Genomic DNA, 25,872 nt, shown 5'->3' with positions numbered 1-25,872 from the left:
GACAGTCCTTACTTGGCGCGCCCTCGAGCGCGCGCTTCTTTGGCGGGGCGCTCGACGGCGCCCCCGCGCCCGCCCGCCCCGTGCATGGGCCTGCTTGGTGACAGAGTCAACCTGCGGGACGGGGCGAGGCGCTGCGCTGTCGCCCCTGCTGCCGGGTCGCCCTGCCTGGGGACGGGGCGAGGCGCTGCGCTGTCGCCCCTGGCGCGGGCTGCGTTCCCTGCGCTTGCACGGCGAAACGAAAACGGCGTCCCTATGGCATGCCAATCAAGTTTTCGAGCTCTTTTTCGAAAAATAGAGAATGATAATCAACGTAACAGGAAATAACGTTCAATAAGATGCCATTCCACCGCGTTTCGGAGGCGTTTTGGCTCGAAAACTTGATCGGGAAGCCACGGGCGGGCGCCGAGCGTTCCGCGCGCGGGCCCTTCCCGCTGAGACCCGAACGCGCGCCCCCCCCCTCACGCTCGGGGTGGGGAAATGACGCGAATGTCCCTAATTCGCGGGCCGGGAGGGCGCCGCGAGGGCCGGCGACGGCTTCCGGGGCTTGTAAATGGACGGATGTTGAGAATCTGTGCACGTACTCAGCGGCCGAGCGTCCTGCGCGCGCCGGCATACCGCGAAATAGGCGCTTTTAGGTCAAAACTCGCCCGCTCCCGTGCCGGCGAGCCCGTCCGGCGGCGGGGCGAGGCGCTGCGCTGTCGCCCCTGTCGCGGGCCGTGATTCCCATCGGTCACGCCGATCACGCCCGACGGGGAGTTTTGACGCACATGTTCCTAATTCGCGGATCGACTGAACTTGAGGAGCCCTTCTCGCCTCTCTTGATGATTACTATTAAACAATATTAGAAACACCGTTCATTATTGCAAGGAGACCAACCTGAAATCTCGCGTATCAGTCGGACATTCCGCGAATTAAAGATATTTACGTCATTTCGGGGTCTGCAGCGTCATGGCGCTGCAGACTTTTGGGGCGCACGCGCCCGGTTTGGCATGAAGCGCAGACCGCGCGTGGGGCCTCGCCCGTTCGGCCCGCGCTCCGCTCCGACGAGCCTAGCCGCGCGCAGAAAAGGGCCTCGCGCGCTTCAACGGCGTCTGGGCAACGGGGATGACGGGCCGTGCGGCGCCTCTTGCCTCGATTGCGCAAAGGCGTCGCTCGATGCGGTCAATCTGCATAGTCTGTCTAAACAATTCTGTCGAAGCGCATAGAACCCGTTCACTTACCCGCGAAAACAGCTCGTTTGCCGCCACATGCGAACGCCTGCGGAAAGGCGCCCCTATAGTCGAGATATTGAGCGTTCAGCGCTCTCATTTCAATCCGAGGAGTGAATATGATGCAAACCCAGCTTTTCATCAACGGCGAATTCCTGGACAACGGCGATCGCGAGATGCGCCCCAATATCAATCCCGCTACCGAAGAGGTCATCTCCGAATTCCCCATGGCCACCGCTGCCGACGTCGACGCGGCGGTCGACGCGGCCTTCGAAGCGCAGAAGTCCTGGGAGAAGCTGCCCGCGATCGAGCGCGCCGGCTACCTTAACGAGCTTGCCGATGCCATCCTCGCCAAGCAGGAAACGTTCGCGCGCGTGACGGCCGAGGAAATGGGCAAGCCGTTTGCCCAGGCCATGGACGAAGCCGGCTGGCTGCCCGCCTACATTCAGTTCTTCGCCGGCTTGGCGCGCCATATGAAGGGCGAGATCATCCCGTCCGACCGCCCGAACGAGAACATCTTCATGTACAAGGTGCCGCTGGGCGTGTGCGCGGGCATCATGCCGTGGAACTTCCCCTTGTTCCTCATCGGCCGTAAGGTGGCGCCTGCGCTGGTCGCCGGCAATACCGTGGTGATCAAGGCGTCGTCCGACTGCCCCAACGGCGCCTATGAATTCGCCAAGGTCGTGGCTGAATCGTCCCTGCCCAAGGGCGTGATCAACGTGATCACCGGCCCGGGCGGCGTGACGGGCGACGCCCTGTGCGCCAACAAGAAGGTGGCGATGATCTCGATGACCGGCTCCACGGAAGTGGGCAAGAAGATCATGGCCAACGCGGCACAGAACGTCACCAAGGTCTCGCTCGAGCTGGGCGGCAAGGCGCCGGTCATCGTGATGAACGACTGCGACCTCGACGCCACGGTCGACCATGTGATCGCTTCGCGCATCATCAACACCGGCCAGGTGTGCAACGCGGCCGAGCGCGTCTATGTGCAGGAGGGCATCGCCAGCGCCTTCACGCAGAAGGTGATCGAGAAGATGAGCGCGGTCACCTATGGCCCGGCGCTCGGCGGCACTTTCGACATGGGGCCGATGGTCAACAAGAAGCAGCAGGAGCATGTGGCGGAACTGGTGCAGTCGGCCATCGACGAGGGCGCCACGATCGCCTGCGGCGGCCACGCGGCGACCGTCGACGGCAAGGGCTACTTCTTCGAGCCCACGGTCGTGACGGGCTGCACGCATGAGATGCGCATCATGCGCGAGGAAATCTTCGGGCCGGTGCTGCCCATTTCGACCTTCAAGACGCTCGACGAGGCGATTGAAAAAGCCAACGACTGCGACTTCGGCCTCACGAGCTCCATCTACACGACCGACTACGACACGGCCATGAGGGCGCTCAACGAAATCAAGTTCGGCGAAACCTACATCAACCGCGAGCATTTCGAGGCCTTCCAGGGCTTCCATGCCGGCATGCGCATGTCGGGCCTGGGCGGCGACGACGGCGAGCACGGCTTGGAGGAGTTCCTGCAGACCCACGTGTGCTACGTCGACTACGACCTGAAGCGCAACAAGCAGTAACGATTGACCGCAGACAATCGACCGGGGCCCGGAAGAGCGATCTTCCGGGCCCTTCTTTGTGGAACGTTCGCGTATCATGGGCGCACGAGAGAAAGCGAGAGCGCATGGGCTATTCCATTGGGTGCGACGTGATGAGGGAATCGCGCGCAGGCCGCATCTGGTGCGACTGTCGCGGCAATCAGGTCGCGCAGAGCGCCGACGAGGTGATGGCCCCTATCGCGTCTAAGTTCATCGTGAATCATTACCGGGGGTAGCCGCCGCGCTCGCATCCCCCGACGTGCCAAGGAGGTCCCCATGCGCGTCATCTACACGCCGCAGCTTGCGAGCTACATGGAAAGGAAGGGCCTGCGCCACATCAAAGTCGAGCTGGCCGATGCCCGAACCTGCTGTTCGGGCTTTTCCGCGCTCTCCCTCGATTTCGTCTCTGACAGGGGCGCCCGGGCCCTCGAGCCCAAAATCGTACGCCGGATCGAGGCGCCGGTGGGGGATGTGCTCGTGTGCGCACGCGGGCTCGAATACGATGACGAGATCGTCTTCGACCTGGGCAGCTTCATGGGCCTGAAGGACATTCGCGTCGAGGGCATGCGCGCCTGGAGCATCTAGCGGCGCTGTTGTTTGGCGACTGGGCGGGGAATCGGCTGCAACGAAGCGGTCTGCATGCTGGGCGAGAAAGGCATACTGCCGACTTACACCTTGTGAGCTGAGCCTGTCTAGGTCTAGCGCGTAGCCCTCCGCAGTATGCGGTTCACAGGGTGCTCCTGCACGGCTCTCGACACTGCCTCTTGCATTATGTTTGAGAACGGGTTTATCCGGTCATCGCAGAGAGCTTCGACATCATCCTCATGGTAAGCGAAATACCAGCATAGTGAATTGACTGCTTGTGCCTGCAGGCTGACGAGCAGTCTTTTGGTCTCTTCGGGCATATATCGCCCGCCTAGGATAAAGTGGAGGTCTTGGGAAATTGCCTCGCGCCAAATCGATTCAAGAGCTTGGTAGAATTCGCGTTCGCTGGGATTGAAGAGCATTCGATAAAATCGAGGCTTCGTGCGCATGGTTCTTCCCAACGCCTTAACGAATGCGCTCATATCAAGTTCGTGTGCGCCCGTTTCGATATGGGTCCAATACGGAAGTCCTTGCGTGGAATGCGGGCTGTCGCTGATAGGCAGGTTAACAAGACATTCAGAAGGCACCGTTGCCAAGAGCAAATCTGCCAAATCCCTGAGAAAGATGCAGACAGCGACATCGTATTTCCCAGAATAATAGTAATAAAAGGTATTTCGATTTATTCCCAGCGTTTTGATCAAGTCAACAATATGCGTATGCGATAGGGAAGAATCCTCAACCATCTGAATGAAACAGTCATTGATAAGCGACTGTGTCTTTGATTTTTGCGTTTCGCTCACTGTCATACCCATTCTCCCTATGAGCACGATGCGCTATGACGATATCAAAGAAGACCAGCATCTGCTAACTGGAAATAATCTAAATCTCCCTCCGCACAGTTCCATATTCTATGGGTCTTATGCAGATTCGTTACTAAATAAAATGGGATATTGCCTATATATTCGGCTTCACAAAGAGCACATATTGGGGGTAGCTCCGAGGTGAGGAGAGCCAAGGAGCCGGATATTTAGGAGGAGTTGTTATGGAACAAGTCTCGCGACCGCTTGAGGGCATCAAGGTGGTTGAACTGGCAACGTTCATTGCCGTTCCTGCGGCTGGACGTCTGTTGGCAGACATGGGCGCCGAAGTCGTGAAGATCGAATCGGCTAAAGGCGACAACCTGCGTTGGACTGCACCTTCCGAAGGCCGTCCCCTCGACCAGCATGAGAATACGAGCTTCGACCTTGAGAACGCCAACAAGAAGGTAATGATTCTCGATGTTCGTACCGACGAGGGTAAGGACATTCTTTACAAGCTGCTTGACCAAGCGGATATCTTCCTGACCAATTGGCGTCCTGGCGCGTTGAAGCGCAAGAACCTTGATTATGAGTCGCTCAAAGCCAAGTACCCCAGTTTGGTATACGCCAACATCACAGGCTACGGCGAGAAGGGCCCCGATTGCAATCTGCCCGGCTTCGACTACACCGCATTCTTTGCGCGTGGTGGCTGGTCCGGCTCTTTGTATCAGAAGGGTACCGTGCCTGGTAACTGGATTCCGGGGCTTGGCGATCATCAGGCGGCCATGGCTCTTGCTGCTGGCGTGCTTGGCGCTCTGTACCGTGCGAAGACGACGGGGAAGGGCGATAAGGTTTCCGTCAATCTGCTTCATGCGGCCATCTACATGCAGGCAATGCTCATCCAGGCTTCTCAGTATGGCACCGAGTTCGGTGGCGTAAGCTACCCGATGGATCGTCGCGAAAACGCAAATCCGTGGCTGCCCTGCGCGAAGACCAAAGACGACCGTTTCATTCAGGTGTGCACGCCGGTTTACGATGCATACTACCCTGCGGTCATCAAGGCCATCGGTCGCGAAGACCTGCTTGACGATCCTGTGTTCTCCCATCTCGCTAAGCTGCATGAGACTGGTCGCACTTCCGAAATGTACGACATCTACCAGGAGGCGATGAGCAAGAAGACCGCTGCCGAATGGAAGGAAATCCTTACTGAGGCTGACGTGCCCTTCTCCATCTGCCAGACGTGGGACGAAATCCTCAAGGACGAGCAGGCGTGGGCCGTGGATTGCTTCTACAAGATGGACTATCCGCATGGCGAAAAAGTCCTCGTGCGTCCTCCGGTCGATATGGAAGATACTCCGCTGCCGGAATACAAGAAGCCAGGCGTCATGGGCGCAGATACGGCGGAAGTCCTTTCTGGCCTGGGATACAGCCAGGAGCAGATCGACGATCTCGCTAACCGGAAGGTAGTCGAACTTAAGCAAGATTAGCCTTCGCGTTTGAGAGGAGGACGTAATGGCAGAGGAAAAGAAAGATAAAACCGGAGCAAAGTACGTACTGCGTGCGATTGCGGCCAAGGCTACCCAGGATGCCTTCGATGCGAAGGCCCGTGGTGAGAAAATCGGCTGGTGCGCTTCGAATTTCCCGCAAGAAATCCCTGAAACGCTCGGTCTGCATGTGGTCTACCCGGAAAACCAAGCTGCGGCAATCGGTGCGCGCGGCGCTGGTCAGGAGATGTGCGAGCATGCCGAGGGCATGGGCTTCTCCAACGATTTGTGCGCATACGCGCGCATCAGCATGGCCTATGCCGATTTGAAGAAATGCCCGAATGGGGAAGCAGAGCTTCCTGAACCTGATTTCCTGCTGTGCTGCACCAACATCTGCACCTGCATGATGAGCTGGTACGAGTCCATCGGCAAGATGCTCGACATCCCCGTCATCATGGTGGACATTCCCTTTAACGATAAGTTCGAAGTGGATGACAAGCGTGCTGCTTATGTGCGCGGCCAGTTCCAGTCTGCAATTAAGCAGTTGGAGGAGATTACCGGCAAGAAATGGGATGACGAGCGTTTCAAGCAGGTAATGGCAACGTCGCAGCGAAGCGCTCGTGCATGGCTTAAAGCTGCAAGCTACGCCAACTACAAGCCGTCTCCGCTCAACGGCTTCGACCTGTTCAATCACATGGCGGTTGCTGTTGTGGCTCGCGGCAAAGAGACGGCGGCCGATGCATTCGAGCAGCTGGCGAACGAATACGAGCAGTTTGTGCGCGAGCATAAGTCGACTTACAAGGTCGAGGAGAAGCACCGCATCCTATTCGAAGGCATCGCTTGCTGGCCGTACCTGCGCGCTACGAGCCATCCTCTGAAGGAAGCGGGCATCAACGTAACGGGTACCGTGTACGCAGCAGCGTTCGGCGTTCTTTACAACAACACCGACGAGCTGTATCGCGTGTACTACAACGTCCCGAATTGCCTGAATCTGGAGCGCGCTACCAAGCTGCGCGAAGATGCCTGCCGCGATGGCAAGGTGGATGCGGCTTTGGTGCACATCAACCGTTCCTGCAAGATGTGGAGCGGCATTGCACTTGAAATGGGCCGCCGTATCGAAAACGATCTGAAGATTCCGGTTGTCACGTTCGACGGCGACCAGGCGGATCCCCGTAACTTCAGTGAAGCTCAGTACGACACGCGTATCGAGGGTATGACGGAAATCATGGAGAACAATAAGAGGAAGGGGGAGTAGCCATGGCTGCCATTGAGGAAACGCTTGCTCATCTGAGCGAAGTGGCTGCGAATCCGCGTGCTCAGCTCGACGCTGCAGTTGCGCAGGGACGTAAGGTTATCGGTGTGACGCCGTACTATATCCCCGAAGAGCTCGTATACGCTGCCGGCGCACTGCCGTTCGGCGTATGGGGCGCGCAGATGCCGCTCGTCGAAGCGAAGAAGTACTTCCCGCCGTTCTATTGCTCGATTTGCCAGACGACGCTTGAAATGGGACTGACCCACAAACTCGATAAGCTTTCGGGCATCATGATCACGGGTCTCTGCGATACGCTGCGTGCGTTCTCGCAGAATTGGAAGGCTGGCGTCGATGCGGTTCCGATGATTTACGTATCGCAGCCTCAGAACCGCCAGGATCCTGCCGGTCGTGAATACGTGCTTGCGTCCTACACGGAGGCGAAACGCGCTGTGGAGGAATGCGCCGACGCTATCATCGACGATGACAAGCTCGCCGAAGCGATCAAGCTGTACAACCAGTGGCGTGCCGCCATGCGTACGTTCGTCGAGCTTGCAGGGACGCATCCTGCCGAAGTCGGTGTTGCCGCGCGCAAAGACGTCATCGAGGCGTCCTATTTCATGGATAAGGCGGATCATCTTAAAGCCGTAACGGCACTTAACGATGCACTCGCTGCTCTGCCTCCTTCGGATGACGGCTTTAAGAAGATCGTCGTTTCGGGCATCTATGAGGGCATTCCGCAAATTCTCGATATGTTCGAAGAAAACAAATTTGCAATCGTCGGTGACGACCTGTCTAAGGAATCGCGTGCCTTTGCCGTTCAGGTTCCCGAAGACGAAGCGCCCCTTGATGCTCTTGCCGATGGCTACTGCGGCATCAAAGAAGACTCCATTCTGTTCGATCCGGGCAAAACGCATGCCGACAAGGTTGCCCGCATTGCTACGGAGCACGGTGCGAAGGGTGTAGTCCTGCTTCTTGCCAAGTTCTGCGACCCTGAAGAATTCGATGCGCCTTTCGTTGTCAATGCCTGCAAGGATGCCGGTGTTCGTACGGTGACTATCGAGATCGACCAAACGACGGAAAGCTACGAGCAAGCCCGTACTCAGCTGCAGACGTTCGCTGAACTGTTGTAACCATTCACTTTCCAACAAATGTGCGGAGTCTTACGGCCCCGCGGTCCTCTGGAGGCGCAAAACGAGCGTCCCTAGCGTGAGCTGCGCCTTCAGGGGTTTTTGAAACGAGGAGTTATGGCTCAAGAATTGAAATCGAAAAAAGAAGGCGGGTTCCATTACGCTTTCTTGATTGTGGCGGCAGGCATCGTGATCACGTGCGTTCCGTGCGCCTTGGTTCTTAGCTGCGCGGGCATTTACTTTACGCCTGTAAGCAATTACTTTGGAGTGCCTAAAGCGACCTTCACGCTCTACTTCAGCATTTTGAACATCTTTATGATGCTCACGCTGCCTTTCGCGGGCAAGCTGATGTCGAAAGTCGACCTTCGCGTCATTCTTTCGGTGTGCGTTGTTCTTTGCGGCATCGGATTGATCAGCATGTCGTTCTTCAATGCGATTTGGGAGTTCTACATCGCTGGCGTGGTACTGGGAATCGGCATCGCTCCGTTGATCTATCTTGCCGTTCCTACGCTGATTAATGCGTGGTGCAAGAAGAAGGTCGGATTCTTTATCGGCCTTTGCATGGCTTTCACGGGCATTGGCGGAGTTATTTTCAACCCTATCGGTACTGCTTTCATTCAGGCGGGGCCGGATGGTTGGCGTACTGGTTACCTGGTGTTTGGTATTCTCACTCTTGTCGTTACCCTTCCCTTTACTCTTTTCGTTGTGCGCTCGAAGCCTTCCGATAAAGGTCTTCTTCCTTATGGTGCCGGCGAAGCCGTCCAGTCCGCCGATAAGCCTGCCGCCAAGGAAAGCGGCGTGCCCGCCAACAGGGCGATGAAGACCTCTGCATTCATCGCAGTAGCTGCGTTCTGCGGCCTCATTACGATCAATCAAACGGTCTATCAGTTCATGCCGTCCTATTGCCAGTCCTTCAGCGCTTCGCTGCCCGATATTGCGGCTATGTCCGGCGTTGTCGCTTCTTCCTGCATGGCCGGTCAGGCTATTGGCAAGGTGATTTTGGGAGCGGTGAACGACAAGTCGATCAAGGGCGGTATGGCCTTCGGTATCGGCGGTGGCATCATCGGTGTCGTTCTCATGTGGTTCCTTCCGTCTCAGGCGATCATTCTTATGGTAGGCGCCTTCCTGTTTGGTTTCGTCTATGCGTGCACTACCGTTCAAACGCCGCTGCTGACGCGCGCTGTGTTCGGCAGCCTCGATTACACCAATATTTATTCCCGCGTCTCGATGGTCGGTGCTCTTGCGTCGGCATTTGCGGCCGTGTTCTGGGGCTGGATTATCGATCTGCCTAACGGCTTCTCTCTCATGTTCGCTCTCAGTTTGGTGTGCATGGTGGCTAGCTTTCTGCTGGGCACATTTGCGCTCGCTCGTGGCGCAAAGCTTGAACGCGTTGAAGAGATTCCCTCTAGCAATAAGTAGCACGTGGCGCTTTGCGTCTGTAAAAAACCGGGGGCTGTTTTCCTCATGCCCTCGGTTTCTTTCGAAAAAGGAGTAACAAATGGACTTTTCCCTCACCGATGAGCAGGAGCTTCTCGTTGACAGCATCGCTGAATTCTGCGAGCGCAATCTCGATGAGCAGAAGATTAACGATATGTACGAGAACCAGGCCATGAGCGACGACCTCATCAAGGCGTACCTCGATGCTGGCTTTGGTTTGATGGGCATTCCCGAAGAACAGGGGGGCGTCCCCTGCGATCGCGTGACTTTGGGAATTCTCACAGAAGAATTTGCCCATCATGCAGGTTGCGTGACGCCGTTCCTGAACAACACGCTCGCTATGTGCGACATGATTGATTTTGGCTCTCCGGAGCAAGTAGAGTTTTGCATGAAGCACTATATGGAAACCGGGAAGCCCATTTTCTCCCTGGGCTTTTCGGAGCCTGGCGCTGGCTCGGATAATGCTTCCATGTCTTCTGTGACGGTAAAACAGCCCGACGGCACGTATCTGCTCAACGGGCAGAAGACGTGGGTAACGCAGGGCGAAGTGTTCCCTTACGTGCTGGTTGTCGCTAAAGACGAAGATCCTACTCCTGCCAATCGTAAGATGTCCATGTGGCTTGTTCCTCGCGATACCAAGGGACTGAGCACGGCACCTCTGCATAAAATCGGTCAGCAGATTATGCCGTTCTGCGAGATGTACTTCGATGACGTCGTGCTCACCGAGGACATGCGCGTAGGCAAGGAGGGCGAAGGCTTCGTCAACCTGATGAAGAACTTCGAAATGGAACGTTGCCTTATTACTGCTCAGTGCCTCGGCTGCGCTCAGGCTGCTATGGACGATGCTGCCGCTTATGCGACCGAGCGCATGACCTTCGGTAAGCCCATCTCCTCCAATCAGCTTATTCAGCTCAAACTCACTGAGATGGAAACGGCGCTGCAGAATACCCGCAATATGCTGTATCGCACCTTGTGGAAGATGGATAATGATGAATCGGTACGAATCGATTCTGCTCTTCTCAAGCGCTACGGTGCCCAAAACTGTGTGAAAGTCGCAAGCGAAGCCCTGCAGATTTATGCCGGCCTTGGCTATACCACCGAAACGCGTGTCGGTCGCATCTGGAAGGATCTGCGCGGTCATGAAATCGCTGGCGGCACGGACGAAATCATGGTCTATATCGCCGGTCGTCAGCTGGCAAAGAAGTACGCCCGCAATTAGTCTCACGACGCGCTGAGGGGAGAGTCAGCTATGAAATATTTGGGTATCGACATAGGATCGACCACCTCGAAGTGCGTCATCGTCGACGCCAAGGGAAAGATCGTGGGGGTCGGTCTTTCCCTTGGCGGTGCCGGCACAAAGGGTCCTGAGCGTTCCCTAAAGATGGCGCTTGATGATGCCGCGCTTATCGAATCCGATATCGATCGCACGTGTGCAACTGGCTATGGCCGAAATTTAATTCAGCAAGCCGATATGCAGCACTCTGAGCTTTCCTGCCACGCAAAGGGCGCTTCGCGTTTGTTCCCTACGGCTCACACGGTCATCGATATTGGCGGCCAGGACGCCAAAGTCCTGAAACTTGACGATCAAGGCAATTTGGAAAATTTCGTGATGAACGATAAGTGCGCAGCTGGCACAGGCCGTTTTCTCGATGTCATGGCGAATGTGCTTGGTGTTCGCACGGACGAGCTTTCAAATCTTGACAATAAAGCTACTGGGGTCGCATCCGTTTCTTCAACGTGCACCGTATTTGCCGAGTCCGAAGTGATTTCCAAACTGGCCTCCGGAGTGCCGATGGAGAACATCGTCGCTGGTGTTCATGCGTCCGTTGCGGATCGTACGTACGGCCTGGTTCGGCGTTTGGGCGTTACCAAGGATGTGGCCATGACAGGTGGTGTCGCCTTGAATGAAGGATTAAGGCACCGGCTCGAAGAGCGCATCGGGGAACCGATTCTTACTTGCTCTATTGCTCAATATAATGGGGCGTTTGGTGCCGCTTTGTATGCACTCGAAGCTTAACGGCCCTTCGATAGCAAAGCGAGGGGGGAGGTTCTATGGGTGGACTTCAAGGTCTGCAATTATTGAATTCTGTTGAAAGGGCTATTCCCGAGCAGTCATTGTTGCGACTTCTGCACAAAGGCTTCAGATTGCATCCAGCGAAGAATCTTCTCGTTTGGAAGACGCGAAATGTTACTTATGGAGAGGCGTACTGCAAAGCGTATGCTTTAGCGCGCTACTTTCGCTACGGGCTTGGACTGGTCTCAGGTGATACGTTATTGCTTGTCTCTAGAAACAACCCGGAATTCGCCATAGTTGTTGCGGCGGCAGAAGCTCTGGGCGTTAGCATCGCTTTGCAATCAACATTAGCGAGCGCAACCGAAGCAAAGAGGCTTTTCGGACAGGTGCACCCTTCACTTGTGATTTCCGATAGCGATCGTGTTTGCAGCTTTGCCCACCAAGCCGATCTCGATTCCAAGGTGATGGGAAGGCATATGGCCTACCATTGCATTCCCCTGAAGAAGGTGCTTCAGCGTCCGGTGGAAGTCAGCCGGTACGACATCCATTCCGACGACTTCAAGGAATCGAAAATCATCTTGTTTTCTTCGGGATCAACAGGGTTTCCGAAGCCTATTGTCAATCGGGTCTCCTCTTTCATGCTCAATGCTCAGAAACTTGTCGATGCCTTGGGGATAAATGGCGGGGACGTGCTTTACGTTCCCGTTCCCTTTTCTCATGTATATGGGTTTCTTGGCGTTCATGCGGCTTTGCTCGCGGGCGCGACGCTCGTTTCAGCCGAACGGTACACTCCGGAATCGTCGTTAGCCCTGCAGGCTGCTGCCCGCACGAGCGTCTATTTTGGGGTAACGACGATGTATGTGCGCGAGCTGCGCGTAAACGAAAGCGACGATTGGGATTTGCAGTCCTTGCGTGTCGGCATGATCGCTGGTGCCTCCTGCCCATCCAACGTGTTCGAAACTTTCGAGAGTAGGTACAACTGCACGCTGTTGCAGTCCTATGGGATGACAGAGACGGCGGCTACGTTAACTATTGATAGTCTTACTGACCCGCTTTCGATCAGGGCAAAAAGCGTGGGCCGCGCAACGCCTGGGGCTCAGGTGTCTATAGATCCTGAATCGCATGAGATTCTCTGTAAGACTTCCACCTTAATGCAAGGCATTTTGCGCGATGGCGTTCTTGTGCCGCCTGAGCTCGATTCAGATGGATGGTTTCATACAGGGGATATGGGCGTACTCGATTCGAGCGGACGCCTTTATATCACGGGGCGAATCAAGGATATGGTCATTCGCGGCGGGATAAATATTTTCCCCACTGAGATAGAGTCTCTCTATCATTCGCATCCGAATGTTCTTGATTGCTATATGGTGGGCTACCCCGATCCAGAACTAGGGGAGCGTACGTGCCTTTGCGTTCAGCTGCGCCATCCCGGGGTTGATACGTCATATGATTTGCGTGAGTATGCACGAGGCCGCATCGAAAAATGCAAATATCCCGATGTCGTTCTTAAGATGGCCGATTTCCCGCGGCTGGGAAACGGTAAAGTCGACCGTAAGCAGCTGAAGCAAGATGTTGAAAAAGCGCTCAAACCTACACGAAGATTTCTACTTTAGGACGGTGTGGCGTTCATGGAGTATACGAAAGAACAAAAGAAGGCTATCGACTCTGTTAACGAATTCTGTGATGCCAATGTGACTGAAGAAAGGGTCCGCCATTGGGTCCAAACCCGCGGAGTTCCAGATCAACTGACCAGATGCCTTTATCAGGGTGAGCTAAAAAAATATTTGTTTCCTCCTGTGCTTGGAGGGGCGGATGTGTCATTCCTTGCTCGCGCGACATTCATCGAACAGATGATGAGACGCTGTGGAGCGACCATGCCTGTCCTAGGGGATATGACGTCTATTGCGCTGTTGTCTACCATGCGCGAACAGTCACAGCGAGAGATTGCCGAGCAGTTTTCGCTCGAAGGAGGACGAATCGGTTTTTCAGAGGCTTTCTCAGAGCCTAATGCCGGCAGTGATGCCTCGGCAGTGCGTACCTCTGTCGGCGTTGACGAGGCGGGCATCTACCTGAACGGTACCAAAAACTTTGTGAGTTCCGGTCAGTTTATGCCCTGGGTCCTCGTTCTTGCGCATGATCCGATTTACGGTGGTTCGGATGGCGGGCTGTCGCTTTGGCTCATTCCTGTTCATTCAGAAGGTATTTCTACCTATCCTCTCGCAACGTTGGGCCAGGAGATGCTTTCTCCTGCACGGATTGAGTTTTCCCAGGTGAAGCTCGAACCTCATTGGCAGATACAAACCGAGGGCCAGCTCGATTCCATGCTAAAGCGTCAGTACGAGTTAGGTCGTGTGCTCGTGTGCGCTTCCAGTTTGGGTCTCTCCGAGGCCGCCTTCGACGATGCGGTGCGTCATGCGACTGAACGAATGATCAAGGGGCGCCGCATGACTTCTCTTTCCTCTATCCAGGAAAAACTCGTCGACATGGAAACGAGCATTCGGAGTATGCGCATGTTTGTTTACCATGCAGCCTCCGCGCTCGATGGGCAACAAACAGATGAGTCCCATCTTGCTTGCGCGCTGATGAAACGATACGTGCCGAGTGCGGCAACGGATGTCGCGTCCATGGCCCTTCAGATTTTTGGCGGTTCGGGGTATACCGACGAACAGAGGGTGGGTCGCATTTGGCAAGATTGCCGAGGAAACCAGATTGCCCAAGGTGCAGATGAGCTCATGACGAAGCTGGCTTGCAAGTTAATCACCAAACGCGCGTTGCAATAGCTTCGTAGACCAGCGTCCCCGCCGCCCCTTCGCGCATTATGGAGCCACCGTGGAAGCAACCGGCGCCCTGCCGCGGGCGGGTCGGGCGCATGCGCTATAATGCCACCGCAATCGAATACGCAAAGGCTATGACGAAGACAGCATCGCGCCTCGCCGCCGACACAGAGAAGGGCCCCTTGGCTGAAAGAGCCCCGAAGCGCGCGCGATGATTCCCTTCACCAGCTGTGCGGTTGAACGGCGTCTGCGACATTCGCGGTGCGCGCTCAGTAGGCTGCATCGGCCCGCCCCCGTTATCGGGCAGCAAGTGGATGCGCGGCCCGCACGGCCGCGGTCAACCAGGGTGGTACCGCGAGAGCCCCTTCTCGTCCTTGGATCGAAGGACGAGAAGGGGCTTTTCCGTGGAAGGAGACATGCATGGCAATCGTTGACGAAATCAACGCGCTTCAGGCCGAAACGCTCGCCGCCATCGACGCGGCCGACAGCACGGCCGCGCTCGAGCAGGTCCGCGTGGGCGTCCTGGGCAAGCAGGGCACGCTCACCGGCTACCTGCGCTCGATGGGCAGCGTCCCCAAAGAGGAGCGCGCTTCGGTGGGCAAGACGGTCAACGTCGCCCGCAACGCGGTGGAATCCGCCCTGGCCGCACGCAAGGAAACCCTCGCCCGCGCCGAGCTTTCGGCCAAAATCGCCGACAGCGCCGTCGACGTCACGCTGCCGGGTCGCGCCCAGCAGGTGGGTTCCCGCCATCTCATCAGCCGCATCACTGACGAAATCGCCGAAGTCTTCATGGGCATCGGCTATTCGGTCGCCTCGGGCAACGAAGTCGAAAACGACTACTACAACTTCGAGGCCCTCAACACCCCGCCCGACCATCCGGCCCGCGGCATGCAGGACACCTTCTACGTCGTCGACCGCTCGGGGGACAAGGCGGCTGTGCGCGGCGAGTCCGACGTCCTTCTGCGCACCCAGACCTCCGGCGTGCAGGCCCACGTGATGGAAGAGCAGGAACCGCCCATCTACATCATTGCGCCCGGCAAGGTCTACCGCCGCGACGTGGCCGACCCCAGCCATCTGCCCCAGTTCAACCAGATCGAGGGCCTCGTGGTCGACAAGGGCATCACCTTCGGCGACCTCAAGGGGACGATCGACTATATGTGCAAGCAGATCTTCGGCGAAGACCGCCGCACCCGCCTGCGCGCCCATTACTTCCCCTTCACCGAGCCTTCGGCCGAAGCCGACGTGTCCTGCGGCGTCTGCGGGGGCACGGGCCATCTGTACAACGGCGACCGCTGCCGCATGTGCAAGGGCACGGGCTGGATCGAAATCCTGGGCTGCGGCATGGTTGACCCCAACGTGTTTGCCTACGCGGGCATCGACCCCGAAGTCTATTCGGGCTTCGCGTTCGGCATGGGCGTCGAGCGCATCGCCTGCCTCAAGTACGACGTCCCCGACCTGCGCATGCTCCTCGACGGCGACATGCGGTTCCTCCGACAGTTCTAGAAAGGCGCGAAGATGAAGGTATCTCTGAAATGGCTGCGCAACTACGTCGACGTGCCTACCGACACGCAGGCGTTCTGCGATAGGCTCGACCTTACCGGCACGGGCGTCGAAGGCGTCGACGAAACCGGCTGCGGCTTCAGCGGGGTCTACGTGGGCCGCGTCGACAGCATGGTGCGCCATCCCAATTCCGATCACATGTTCATCACCCAGATGAACGTGGGTGACCGCCACCGGGGCGAAAACGGCCAACCCGAGCCCCTGCAGATCGTCTGCGGCGCCCAGAACTTCAAGGAAGGCGACCGCGTGCCCGTGGCGATGATCGGCGCCAAGCTGCCCGGCGACATCACGATCAAGAAGGGCAAGCTGCGCGGCGAAGTGAGCTACGGCATGAACTGCAGCCAGCGCGAACTGGGCTTGGGCGAAGGGGTGCACGGCCTCTACATCCTTCCCGAAGATGCTCCGCTCGGCGCCGACGTGGCAAAGTACCTGGGCCTTTCCGACACGGTGCTCGATCTGGAAATCACGCCCAACCGCCCCGACCAGCTCTCGATCGAGGGTATGGCCCGCGAGGTGGGCGCCATGTACGGCAATCCGGTGAAGGGCGCGACCGATGATTTCACCCTCACCGAAGGCGACGTGCCCACGTCCGATCTGGTCGACGTGGAAATCGCCGACGAGGACCGCAGCCCCCGCTACACGGCGCGCGTGATCCAGAACGTGAAAATCGGCCCGAGCCCCGCATGGCTCGCCGAACGCCTGGCCACCTGCAACTGCCGGTCGGTCAACAACGTGGTCGACGCGACCAACTACGTCCTCTTCCTGCTGGGCCAGCCCCTGCACGCCTTCGACTACGACAAGCTCGTGGCGGGCGGTGACAAGGCCCATATCGTCGTGCGCGCAGCGAAAGACGGCGAGAAGCTGGTGACCCTCGACGGCCAGGAGCGCGAGCTCACGAGCGACATGACGGTCATCGCCACGCCCGAGCGCGCCGTGGCCCTGGCGGGCGTCATGGGCGGCTTGGAAACCGAAGTCACCGACACCACCACCAACGTTCTGCTCGAGGTGGCCACCTTCGATTCGGCCCACACGAGCCGTACAAGCCGCAACCTGGGCCTTATCAGCGAAAGCTCGATGCGCTACGAGCGCAAGGTCGATTCCGCCGGCATCGAGCGCCGGGCCGACTACGCCGCCGCCCTCATCGCCGCGATTGCGGGCGGCACGCCGAGCCGTGGTCTGGTCGACGTGGCCGTGCAGGTCAACGAGCCTGCCGACCTTGTCTTCCGCGTGGCCCGTTTCCAGCAGATGATGGGCGCCCAAATCCCCGAAGCCTTCGCCGTCGATGCCCTCACGCGCTTGGGCTGCCAGGTTTCCGAAACCGAGCCGGGCGTCTACCGCGTCCTCGCGCCGACCTTCCGTCCCGACCTCGAACGCGAGATCGACCTCTACGAAGAGGTGCTGCGCCTTTGGGGTATGGACCGCATCCCGCCCACGCTTCCCGGCGGTCGCGGCCGCATCGGCAAACGGTCGTGGGCCGAGCAGATCAAGGGCAAGCTGCACGACGCCCTGCGCGCGAGCGGCATGAACGAGACGATGACCTATTCGTTCGCCCGTCCTTCCGATTTGGCCGACCTGCGCATGGACGCGGCGGTCTCCGGCGAGGCGGTCGAGCTCATCAACCCGATCAACGCCGACCAGAGCGTGATGCGCCAGAGTATCATCCCCGGCCTTTTGCGCAGCGTCGTGCACAACCAGAACCACGGCGTGAAGAGCGTCCAGCTCTACGAGATGGGCAACGTCTTCAGCATCACCGAAGGCCATAAGCTGCCCAAGCAGCGCGAGCGCCTTGCCGGCGTGCTCGTGGGGTCGATGCATCCGGCGGGCTGGAACCGCCACGAGGTGGCCGCCGACTTCTTCGACGGCAAGGGCGTCGTGGAAAACATCGTGCGCGAGCTCGCTCTGCCCAAGGTGCGCTTCAAGGCCCTCGAGGCCGACGATGCGCCCTTCCTGCAGCCGGGTCGCGCGGCCGAGGTCCTGTCGAACGGCAACCAGATCGGCTGGGTGGGGGAGATTCACCCGCTCGCCGTGGCCGCCTTCGAAGCCGAAGGCCCCGTGGTGGCCTTCGAGCTCGACGTCGACGCCCTGGTGAACAACGCCCGCATCGAGCGCGACACCTTCGAGTTGTCGGAGTTCCCGCCCGTTACCGTCGACGTGGCCTTCGTGGTCGACGAAGCCGTGACCAACGAGCGCCTGATGCAGTGCATGCACTCGGCCGGCGGCAAGCTGCTTTCGACCGTGCGCCTTTTCGACGTCTACCGCGACGCCGACCGCCTGGGCGCGGGGAAGAAGTCGATGGCCTACGCGCTCGAGTACCAGGCCATGGACCGCACCCTTTCCGGCGAGGAGGCCGAAAAGGCTCACACCCGCCTGGTGAAGAAGGTCTGTGCCGCCACCGGCGCCGAGGTCCGCGCCTAGAGCGCGACCGGCTAAGAGCGATTCGCAAGCCCCAAGAGCCCGCTTCGGCGGGCTCTTTTTGTATGCCGTCGAGATCGCGCTGCGCGCCTGCTGTGCGGAATGCACGGTCGTTGAATGAGCCACAGGGGCCACATCTCTTCGACTCATCAGACGGCCCCTGCTGTGCGACGCACCCCACTCTGAACAGGCAAAACGCAACAATTACCCCACAGGGGTCATTCCCTCGCGTGTGCGTGCGGGCGCACAATCGACCCATATTCAGACTGGATCCGAACAGAGAAGGAGGGAATCTCATGTCTGAAGAAGGAAAAGGGGAAGGGACGCCCCGGGACGCGGCAGGCGCGGCCGAGCCCGCTGAAAAGAAGCGCAAGAACAAGTGGCTCGTGCTCGGCGTGATCGTCGCCGTGCTCGTGGTTGCCGGCATCGGCTTCAACATCTGGCACGAGCAGCCGAGCTTCTGCAACACGGTATGCCATGCCCCGATGGACAACTATGTGGCCAGCTACACCTCCGACGACCCGGGCCTGCTCGTCACCCCGCACGCCCAGGCCGGCGTGAACTGCCTCGACTGCCATGAAGCCAAGCTCGACGAGCAGCTCACCGAAGTGGTTGCCTGGAGCTCCGACAACTTCCCGGTCGACGAGCAGGGCAACCTGGTCAACCCCGATGCGGAGAACATGGCCAGCCCCGAATTCTGCCTGAAGAGCGGTTGCCACGACTGGAACGACGTGGTGAACAGCACCTGGGGCTTCGCCGGCAACGACGCCAAGTACAACCCGCACAGCAGCCACCAGGACGGCTCGGTGCAGTGCGGCGACTGCCATAAGTCGCACACCACGTCGACGCTCTACTGCGGCAAATGCCATGCACTGAACCTGCCCGAGGGATGGGAGAACACTCATGACGCAGACTAACGTTTCCCGTCGCGGCTTTCTGAAGGGGGCCGGCATCGCGGCGATCGGCGCAGCCGCCATGGGCGCGCTCACCGGCTGCGGCAACGGCACGCAGACCAAGAACACCGCCTACGACGTGCGCACGCAAACGCCGGACACCCCGTCGTGGCTGGGCGAAGTTCCCGAAGTGGCCGAATCCGACATCACCGAAACGCTCGACTACGACGTGGTGGTCGTGGGCGTCGGCACCGCCGGCGTGCCCGCCATCATCAGCGCTGCCGAAAACGGGGCGCGCGTCCTCGGCGTCGACCAGCGCGACAAGGTGGGCACGGTCCGCGAGGACCTGGGCGCGATCAACTCGCACTTGCAGCAGGAAGGCGCGGCCGCCCATCCCGACTGCGCGATCGACAAGGACGAGGCCCTCGACGACCTCATGCGCTACTCCAACGGCGTGGCCGACCGTCGCCTGCTCAACGTGTGGGCCGACGAATCCGGTGCCATGATCGACTGGATCACCGCTATCTGCGAACGCAACGGCCATTTCAAGATGAACTGGGAAGCCGGCGTGGGCGATACGAAGCTGCCCGAACGCGCCTGGGCCACGAGCCACAGCCCGCAGAAGCTCGTCGACGACAAGAACCTCTCCTTCGGCCAGGAACTGGTGGATTACGCGTCCGAAAAGGGTGCGGAATTCCGCTGGAACACCTCGCTGATCAAGTGCGAGCAGGATGAGGAAGGCCGCGTCACCGGCGTCATCTGCCGCGATGACAAAGATAAGCACTACATCCGCATCAACGCTTCCAACGGCGTCATCCTCTGCACCGGCGGCTACGCGGCCAACACCGAGATGCTCGCCGACCGTCAGCCCTGGAACCAGAAGATCCGCATCAACACCCCTCCGGGAGCGGGCAATTCCGGCGACGGCATCAAAGCGGCCCTGTGGTGCGGCGCCCACATGGACCCGGTGGGCACGTCGGTCCTGTTCAACCGCGCGGCGGTCAAGCCCAGCGAAACGGCCGGCTCCGATGTGAAGGGCGCCTGGTTCTGGTTCGGCGAGCAGCCCTTCCTCAAGGTCAACCTCAACGGCGAGCGCTTCACCAACGAGGCCCTGCCCTACGACTACGTGCTCCATGCGGCCATGATGCAGCCGGGCAGCACCTACGTGGACATCTGGGATTCCAACTACTTCGCCGACACCAAGGCCTTCGACGAGCACGGCTGCTGCCGCCTGTACCCGTGGGACAACGGGGCGCCGTCGAACAAGGACATCTCCGACATGCCCGCCGCCCTGCAGAAGCTCGAAGACCAGGGCTACGTGCAGCGCGCCGACACGATCGAAGAACTTGCTGAAAAGCTCGAAGTGCCTGCCGATACGCTGAAGACCACCTGGGAGAACTACAACTCCTATGCCAAGGCCGGTCACGACCCCGAATTCAACAAGGAGGCCCAGCGTCTGATCGCCCTCGACCAACCGCCCTATTTCGGTTGCCGCACGGGCTGCTGGTTCCTCGCCACGATCGACGGCGTGCGCATCGATACGAACATGCACCCGCTCGACGACGCCGGCAAGCCCATCCAGGGCCTCTACACGGTGGGCAACGATTCGGGTGGCATCTTCTGCTTCACCTACCCGAGCCTGTTCGTGGGCTTGGCGTGCGGCCGCTCGATGACCTTTGGCCGTCGAGCCGGCAAACTTGCTGCCACGATGGAAGCCTAGCCTGAAGGCTCGCACCGCGCATACACGGTACAATTGCACGGCGACCCCGTTCGGGGCCGCCGTTTTTCATGGTGAGGGGGCAACGGAAATGACGGAGGGGAAGCGCGCGCAGGCGTTCGCAAGCGGCCGACTGTGGAGGGCAGCTGCGGCGCTCGCCTGCCTGGAACTGGTCGTCATCGCGATGAACGCGGTGGTGTTCCCCGCATTCGACGACGTGTTCTCGCCGGCGCGCGACCTTTCGGTGCTCGCCCATGCCGTCTTCCTGCTGGCGGTGGGCGTTTTGGCCACCTTCAAGCCGCGGGTGCTCCATCTGAAATCCTTCGACGTGGCCACGTTCGCCTGCCTGACGGTGGGCGCCATGCTCCTGATGCCCGCCTTGCAGCTGCAGAGCCCGGCGCTGCTCGTCGTGGCCTCCTGCTTGGTCTCGGCCGGCCGCGCGGGCGCCCTCCTCTTCGTGGGCCTGGCCCTGCTCGACCTGTCGCGCTACCAGATGTGGATCGCGGTGACCGTGGGCTTCTTGGCGGCGCTTGCGGCCGTACCCCTGCTGGCGGATGCACCCGCCTTCGCGTGGGCGTTGATCTACCTCGTGCTGCCGATCGTCGCCTTCGGGCTCGTCTTCAAAGGCGCCCAGCCCCTGTTCGAGCAGGCGAGCGAAGGGGAGCCTCCGGCCGAGGTGGCCATCATGCGCCCGGCCACGTTCCTGCCGCTCGCCAGCCAGCTCTTCGTCTGCCTCTTTCTCTTCCACTTGGCCTTCGGCTTCAGCCTGCGCTACGACGAGGCGCTGCGCCTGCCCTTCGCCGACGCCCTGCTCGCCGTCCCCCTGGCGGCGTTTCTGCTCTACCTGGCCTTCGTGCGGAAGAGCCCCGACGACGACGTGCTCGCCCGCGTGTCGGTCGTCTGCGTGATCGCGGGATTCTTCGTGGTAACGAGCGACAACCGCGCAGCGCTCCTTTCGAGCAACGTCTTGCTTTCGGCAGGCAACGTCCTCTTCGACATGGTCGCGTGGGTGGTGCTTGCCGAAGTGGCCAACCGCAACCGCGCCGGCGCCGTGGCCGTCTTTTCGTGGGGGCGCGGCGTGTGCGCCCTGGGGTCGATTGCCGGAGCCGGTTTGGGCGTATGGTGCACTTCGCTCATCGCCACCTCGCCCGATTTGCTCGAGTTCGTGTCGGGCGTCATGCTCGTGGCGGTTGCGGCCTACGCCCTCATCGGGCTGCGCGCCTTCAGCTTCAGCGAAACGGTCGAGCAGGTCGACCCCGGCGAAGGCCCCGCCGCGGCCGCGTCACCCGAAGACGTGTTCGAGGCGCGGTGCGCCCAGGTCATCGAGCAGTACGGCCTTTCCAAGCGAGAAGGCGAGGTCTTCCGCATGCTTGCGCGCGGCCGCGACCGCACCTACGTGCAGGAGCAGCTCGTCATCTCGCGCAACACGGTGAAGGCCCACGTGCGCCACATCTACGAGAAGCTCGGCGTCCACAGCCACCAGGACCTCATCGACCTCGTGCAGGATTAACGTGACAACGTCACCTGCCCCTGTTGTCACCGTGACGACGGACAACAGGGGCGCGTGATGTTGTCACACGCCGGCCCCAGCGACTCGTGCGCCCCTTTCGCGTGCATGCGGCGTCCCCTGCTGCTCCTTCACCGCGCCGGGCGCCGCAGGTCGGCGCGCGCTCTCCGCGCTGGCGCCCCGCACCTTTCTGGAACTTCCTCGTTCTCCCATGGCATAGTCGAAGCGTGTGGTGGCGACGATGTGGCGATCTCCGTGCACAGCGATCTAGGGAGGGACGCACATGAGAGATGAGGAGAGATGCTATGGGAGAACGTGCGGGTGCGGACCGTGAACAGCAGGCAGCGGAAGGCGAGGTGTACGGGTACGCGCGCGTGTCGTCGGTCGACCAGAACCTGAACCGGCAGCTCGATGCCCTGCGGGCGTTCCCGGTGGCGGCGGACCGCATCTTCGAAGACAAAACGAGCGGAAAGGACTTCAACCGTCCCGGCTATCGGCGTCTCATGCGCACGGTGGGCCCCGGCGACGTCATCGTCGTGCAGAGCATCGACCGCCTGGGACGCAACTACCGCGAGATCCTCGACGAATGGCGGGCGATCACCCAGGTCAAAGAGGCGCACATCGTGATGATCGACATGCCCCTGCTCGACACGCGCACAGCGGCGCGCAGCGTGACCGGGCAACTCATATCCGACATCGTCCTGCAGCTGCTCAGCTACGTGGCGCAAGTGGAACGCGAGCACATCAAGCAGCGGCAGGCGGAAGGAATCGCGTCGGCCAAAGCGCGCGGGGTGCGGTTCGGCCGTCCGCGCATTCCGCTGCCGCCCCAGTTCGACCAGGTGAGGGGCGCGGTGTCGGCCGGCCGTATGACGCGGGCCCAGGCCGCTCGCGCGCTCGGCGTGAGCGCGTCCACCTTCGATCGCTGGGTGCGCCGCGAGCGGCTCAAATGACGGCAGAAATGCTGCCGCGACGTCCGCGAGCGCCGCTTCCGAAGCGCCCGCGCAGAAAGGCGCGTCCGCGGCGACGCAGGGGGAATCCGCTTCCAAGGACGGCGCCGCCCGCGCAGCCGATACCGCCGCCCAAGCGGGCGACGAAGCGAGCGCTTCCGATGCCGCCAGCCTGGAATCGGGCACAGACGGCCGCTACGAAGACCACGGCCTCTACCTGGTGACCGTGCGCTATGTCGACGACGCCGGCGCGCAGATCGCTCCGAGCTTCCAAACCGAACTGCGCGCGGGCGCCTCGTGGAGCGCGCCTAGCCCTGCGATCGGCGGCTACGACCTCGCCGACGCGTCTCAGGCCACCCTCGCGGGAACGGCGCAGGGTTCCGACCACAGCCCCGTCTACACGGTGGTCTACCACGCCAACCTCGCCACCTACACGGTGGCCGTCGAGCTGCAGGTGGGAGACGGCTACCGCGTGGCCCGAACCGAAACGCGCACGGCGCCCGCCGGCACGCGGGTGGCCGCTGCGCCCGAAGACATCGCGGGCTACCACTGCGTCACCGGGGAAGCCGACCGGGCGACGACCGTCACGGCCGACGGCAAGGCCGTGATCGAACTTCGCTACGACCAGGACGTTCCCAGCTACGGGGTCTACTTCGAAACGGGCGGGTCCTACGTGGCGCCCCAGACGGGCCATGCGGGCGACGCGGTCGTGGCGCCTGCCGCGCCCACCAAGAAGGGCTATGCCTTCGCGGGCTGGGATACCGACGGCGACGGGGCGGCCGACGCCCTGCCCACGGCGATTCCCGACCACGACGTCACCGCCCGGGCCGTTTGGGCCCCCGCCCAAGCGACCTACCAGGTGCGCTACTACCTGCAGCGGTCGGGCGACGAATACGGCGGCGAAAAGCACTATCGGCTTATCGAAACCCGCACGCTCACGGGCGCAACCGAGTCGACGACGCCCGCTGCCGAGCGCCTGGACACGAGCAAGGGCGCACCCTACCAGTACTACCAGTACGCGCGCGAGACCCAGGCGACCATCGCAGGCGACGGCTCGACCATCGTGGGCGTGTTCTACGACCTCAAGCCGGTGACGGTGAGCTACTATGCGTCGATTGACGGGGTGCACGTGCATGACGCAGACCTCATCGAGAAGAAGACGCTTCTGATGTACCAGGATTTCTATCTTCCCGATACGGACGCGGCGCTTTCCTTCTACAAGGCGCACGGCGGGAAGGCTTCGGGCTTTGAGGGGTATCTGAACAACGAAAGCGGGTATTGGCTTGCTGCCGGTAGGGTGATGGTCACGCCTATCGATGTGGCCTTCACGGGGTCCGGGTCTCTTGAATCGACGGTCATCGCCCTGTTCGCCGATGGGCTGGTCATGACGTATTCCCGCAACGTCAATGAAGGATTGACCCCGGGCGATTACTCCGACGACCCTGCCTTTGCGGAGGATTCAACAAAGGGGGATTATCACCGGTTCGTGGGGGAGGGCGAGACTACCCCCTGGAAACCCGTTCAGTGGCGTTGCTCGAAGAGCCATTGGGACGGGAAAGACGAGAGCGCGATCGATTGGGGGCCGTGGCAGACCTTCGACGAATCCTCGCTCGATGCGACCGGCCACTATACAGTGCCCGGAGGGGGAAAGAACTTCGACCGCGTCAACCAGAACGTCGTCGAATTCCGCTTCGCCCGCCGCTCCTACACCGTCACCTACTATTCCAACGGCGAAAAGGTGGGCAGCGTCACGCGCCGCTTCGGCGAGCAGTTCGCAACGGGGGAGGGGGTCGATGCTTCGGTCCTTACGCCCCACGACGGGCTCGTCTTCGCCGGCTGGGCGGTCCGACCCACCGCGACCGCCACGGTGAAGGACACGCTCACGATGCCCTCGCAGAACGCCTCGCTCTACGCCCTGTGGAAGCGCCCCGACGTCACGGTGACCTTCGACGCGGAAGGCGGCACGCCCACCGCCGCGCAGACGGTCGCCTGGGGAGCCAAGGCCTCCGCGCCCGCCGCGCCCACGCGGGAGGGCTACGCCTTCGGCGGCTGGTACTACTTCGGCGAAGGGTCGCCCGTGCCCGCACGCTTCTCGTTCGACCAGGCGCTCGAGAGTAACATGACCCTCTACGCGGCATGGAAGTCGACGGCGGAGCCCGTGTCCTACACGGTGGTGCACGTGACCGGCGACGGCCGGGTGCTCGCGCGCGAGACGCACCAGGGCCTCGTGGGCGAAACGGTCACGGCCACCCCGCTTGCCGCCAGCGACCCGGTGCGAGCGGGCTATCGCTACGTGTCGTCGACGGGCTCGACGCTCGACCTTTCGCGGAATGCGGAGGGCAACGTGATCACCTTCGTCTACGCCAAGGACCCGGCATACGCCTATGTGGTGCGCGGGATCGATGCGGAAACCGGCCGCGACATCGCCGATATGCGCTGTATCCTTTCGAGCGACGCCCTCATCGACGTCGACGCGCCCCAGGTGAGCGGCTGGCGCGTGCGCGGCGCCGGGACGGGCTACGTGGTGTCTCTTCTACACATCTAGATGTGTATAAGCGACAGCCGT

The 25,872-nt window shown here is 60.4% G+C and carries 19 protein-coding genes; 18 read left to right on the top strand and 1 reads right to left on the bottom strand.

Features of this window, described 5'->3' with window-relative positions:
• Nucleotides 1-1,327 precede the first annotated feature (1,327 nt).
• The 3 genes from aldA to BN3270_RS03830 all read left to right on the top strand — a co-directional run bounded on the left by aldA (nucleotide 1,328) and on the right by BN3270_RS03830 (nucleotide 3,385).
• Nucleotides 1,328-2,782, top strand: a complete 1,455-nt coding sequence (gene aldA / locus BN3270_RS03835) for an aldehyde dehydrogenase (protein WP_058985856.1) — start codon at nucleotides 1,328-1,330, stop codon at nucleotides 2,780-2,782.
• Nucleotides 2,783-2,886: 104 nt separating this feature from the next.
• A complete protein-coding gene (locus tag BN3270_RS09455; RefSeq protein WP_156411857.1) occupies nucleotides 2,887-3,036 on the top strand; it encodes a hypothetical protein in 150 nt (49 codons plus the stop codon).
• A 40-nt stretch (nucleotides 3,037-3,076) separates the two neighbouring features.
• Nucleotides 3,077-3,385 (top strand): hypothetical protein, encoded by a 309-nt coding sequence (locus BN3270_RS03830; protein WP_058985855.1) that lies wholly within the window; start codon nucleotides 3,077-3,079, stop codon nucleotides 3,383-3,385.
• A gap of 113 nt (nucleotides 3,386-3,498) precedes the next feature.
• Here the strand turns inward: BN3270_RS03830 and BN3270_RS03825 are convergent, their stop codons facing one another.
• The gene (locus tag BN3270_RS03825; RefSeq protein WP_271711916.1) at nucleotides 3,499-4,185 is read right to left on the bottom strand and encodes a TetR/AcrR family transcriptional regulator; all 687 of its coding nucleotides are present in this window, start codon (nucleotides 4,183-4,185) and stop codon (nucleotides 3,499-3,501) included.
• Between the two features lie 242 nt (nucleotides 4,186-4,427).
• On the opposite strand from BN3270_RS03825, the gene BN3270_RS03820 reads away from it, so the two are divergent.
• From BN3270_RS03820 to BN3270_RS03750, 15 genes are all read left to right on the top strand, one after another.
• Nucleotides 4,428-5,669, top strand: coding sequence for a CaiB/BaiF CoA transferase family protein (locus BN3270_RS03820; RefSeq protein WP_058985853.1), 1,242 nt, complete (start codon nucleotides 4,428-4,430; stop codon nucleotides 5,667-5,669).
• A gap of 25 nt (nucleotides 5,670-5,694) precedes the next feature.
• Complete coding sequence (locus BN3270_RS03815; RefSeq protein ID WP_058985852.1) at nucleotides 5,695-6,921, top strand: 2-hydroxyacyl-CoA dehydratase subunit D; 1,227 nt, start codon at nucleotides 5,695-5,697, stop codon at nucleotides 6,919-6,921.
• Between the two features lie 2 nt (nucleotides 6,922-6,923).
• The gene (locus BN3270_RS03810) at nucleotides 6,924-8,048 is read left to right on the top strand and encodes a 2-hydroxyacyl-CoA dehydratase subunit D (RefSeq protein WP_058985851.1); all 1,125 of its coding nucleotides are present in this window, start codon (nucleotides 6,924-6,926) and stop codon (nucleotides 8,046-8,048) included.
• 114 nt (nucleotides 8,049-8,162) lie between these two features.
• On the top strand, nucleotides 8,163-9,464 hold the full coding sequence (locus BN3270_RS03805) for an MFS transporter (protein WP_058985850.1): 1,302 nt from the start codon (nucleotides 8,163-8,165) through the stop codon (nucleotides 9,462-9,464).
• Between the two features lie 79 nt (nucleotides 9,465-9,543).
• Nucleotides 9,544-10,701: an acyl-CoA dehydrogenase family protein gene (locus BN3270_RS03800; RefSeq protein WP_058985849.1), complete on the top strand. Its 1,158-nt coding sequence runs from the start codon at nucleotides 9,544-9,546 to the stop codon at nucleotides 10,699-10,701.
• Nucleotides 10,702-10,731: 30 nt separating this feature from the next.
• Nucleotides 10,732-11,499, top strand: a complete 768-nt coding sequence (locus tag BN3270_RS03795) for an acyl-CoA dehydratase activase (protein ID WP_058985848.1) — start codon at nucleotides 10,732-10,734, stop codon at nucleotides 11,497-11,499.
• 35 nt (nucleotides 11,500-11,534) lie between these two features.
• On the top strand, nucleotides 11,535-13,109 hold the full coding sequence (locus BN3270_RS03790) for a class I adenylate-forming enzyme family protein (RefSeq protein ID WP_082673329.1): 1,575 nt from the start codon (nucleotides 11,535-11,537) through the stop codon (nucleotides 13,107-13,109).
• Between the two features lie 15 nt (nucleotides 13,110-13,124).
• Nucleotides 13,125-14,276 carry an acyl-CoA dehydrogenase family protein gene (locus BN3270_RS03785; protein ID WP_148335480.1) on the top strand — a complete coding sequence of 384 codons (1,152 nt, stop codon included), beginning with the start codon at nucleotides 13,125-13,127 and terminating at the stop codon, nucleotides 14,274-14,276.
• Nucleotides 14,277-14,690: 414 nt separating this feature from the next.
• A complete protein-coding gene (pheS, locus tag BN3270_RS03780; RefSeq protein WP_058985845.1) occupies nucleotides 14,691-15,773 on the top strand; it encodes a phenylalanine--tRNA ligase subunit alpha in 1,083 nt (360 codons plus the stop codon).
• 12 nt (nucleotides 15,774-15,785) lie between these two features.
• On the top strand, nucleotides 15,786-18,245 hold the full coding sequence (gene pheT / locus BN3270_RS03775; protein ID WP_058985844.1) for a phenylalanine--tRNA ligase subunit beta: 2,460 nt from the start codon (nucleotides 15,786-15,788) through the stop codon (nucleotides 18,243-18,245).
• Between the two features lie 293 nt (nucleotides 18,246-18,538).
• Nucleotides 18,539-19,159 carry a cytochrome c3 family protein gene (locus BN3270_RS03770; RefSeq protein WP_058985843.1) on the top strand — a complete coding sequence of 207 codons (621 nt, stop codon included), beginning with the start codon at nucleotides 18,539-18,541 and terminating at the stop codon, nucleotides 19,157-19,159.
• Nucleotides 19,146-20,855, top strand: coding sequence for an FAD-dependent oxidoreductase (locus BN3270_RS03765; protein WP_058985842.1), 1,710 nt, complete (start codon nucleotides 19,146-19,148; stop codon nucleotides 20,853-20,855). The genes BN3270_RS03770 and BN3270_RS03765 overlap by 14 nt, the downstream gene beginning before the upstream one ends.
• 88 nt (nucleotides 20,856-20,943) lie before the next feature.
• Nucleotides 20,944-22,362: a helix-turn-helix transcriptional regulator gene (locus BN3270_RS03760; RefSeq protein ID WP_058985841.1), complete on the top strand. Its 1,419-nt coding sequence runs from the start codon at nucleotides 20,944-20,946 to the stop codon at nucleotides 22,360-22,362.
• A 302-nt stretch (nucleotides 22,363-22,664) separates the two neighbouring features.
• Nucleotides 22,665-23,309: a recombinase family protein gene (locus BN3270_RS03755; RefSeq protein WP_058985840.1), complete on the top strand. Its 645-nt coding sequence runs from the start codon at nucleotides 22,665-22,667 to the stop codon at nucleotides 23,307-23,309.
• Nucleotides 23,310-23,526: 217 nt separating this feature from the next.
• Nucleotides 23,527-25,851 carry an InlB B-repeat-containing protein gene (locus BN3270_RS03750; protein WP_058985839.1) on the top strand — a complete coding sequence of 775 codons (2,325 nt, stop codon included), beginning with the start codon at nucleotides 23,527-23,529 and terminating at the stop codon, nucleotides 25,849-25,851.
• The last annotated feature ends 21 nt before the right edge of the window (nucleotides 25,852-25,872 follow it).

Source organism: Hugonella massiliensis, assembly GCA_001486445.1.
Taxonomy (GTDB): domain Bacteria; phylum Actinomycetota; class Coriobacteriia; order Coriobacteriales; family Eggerthellaceae; genus Hugonella; species Hugonella massiliensis.
Note: the sequence above shows the minus strand (reverse complement) of the source record. Positions and strands in the feature narration are given on the sequence as shown.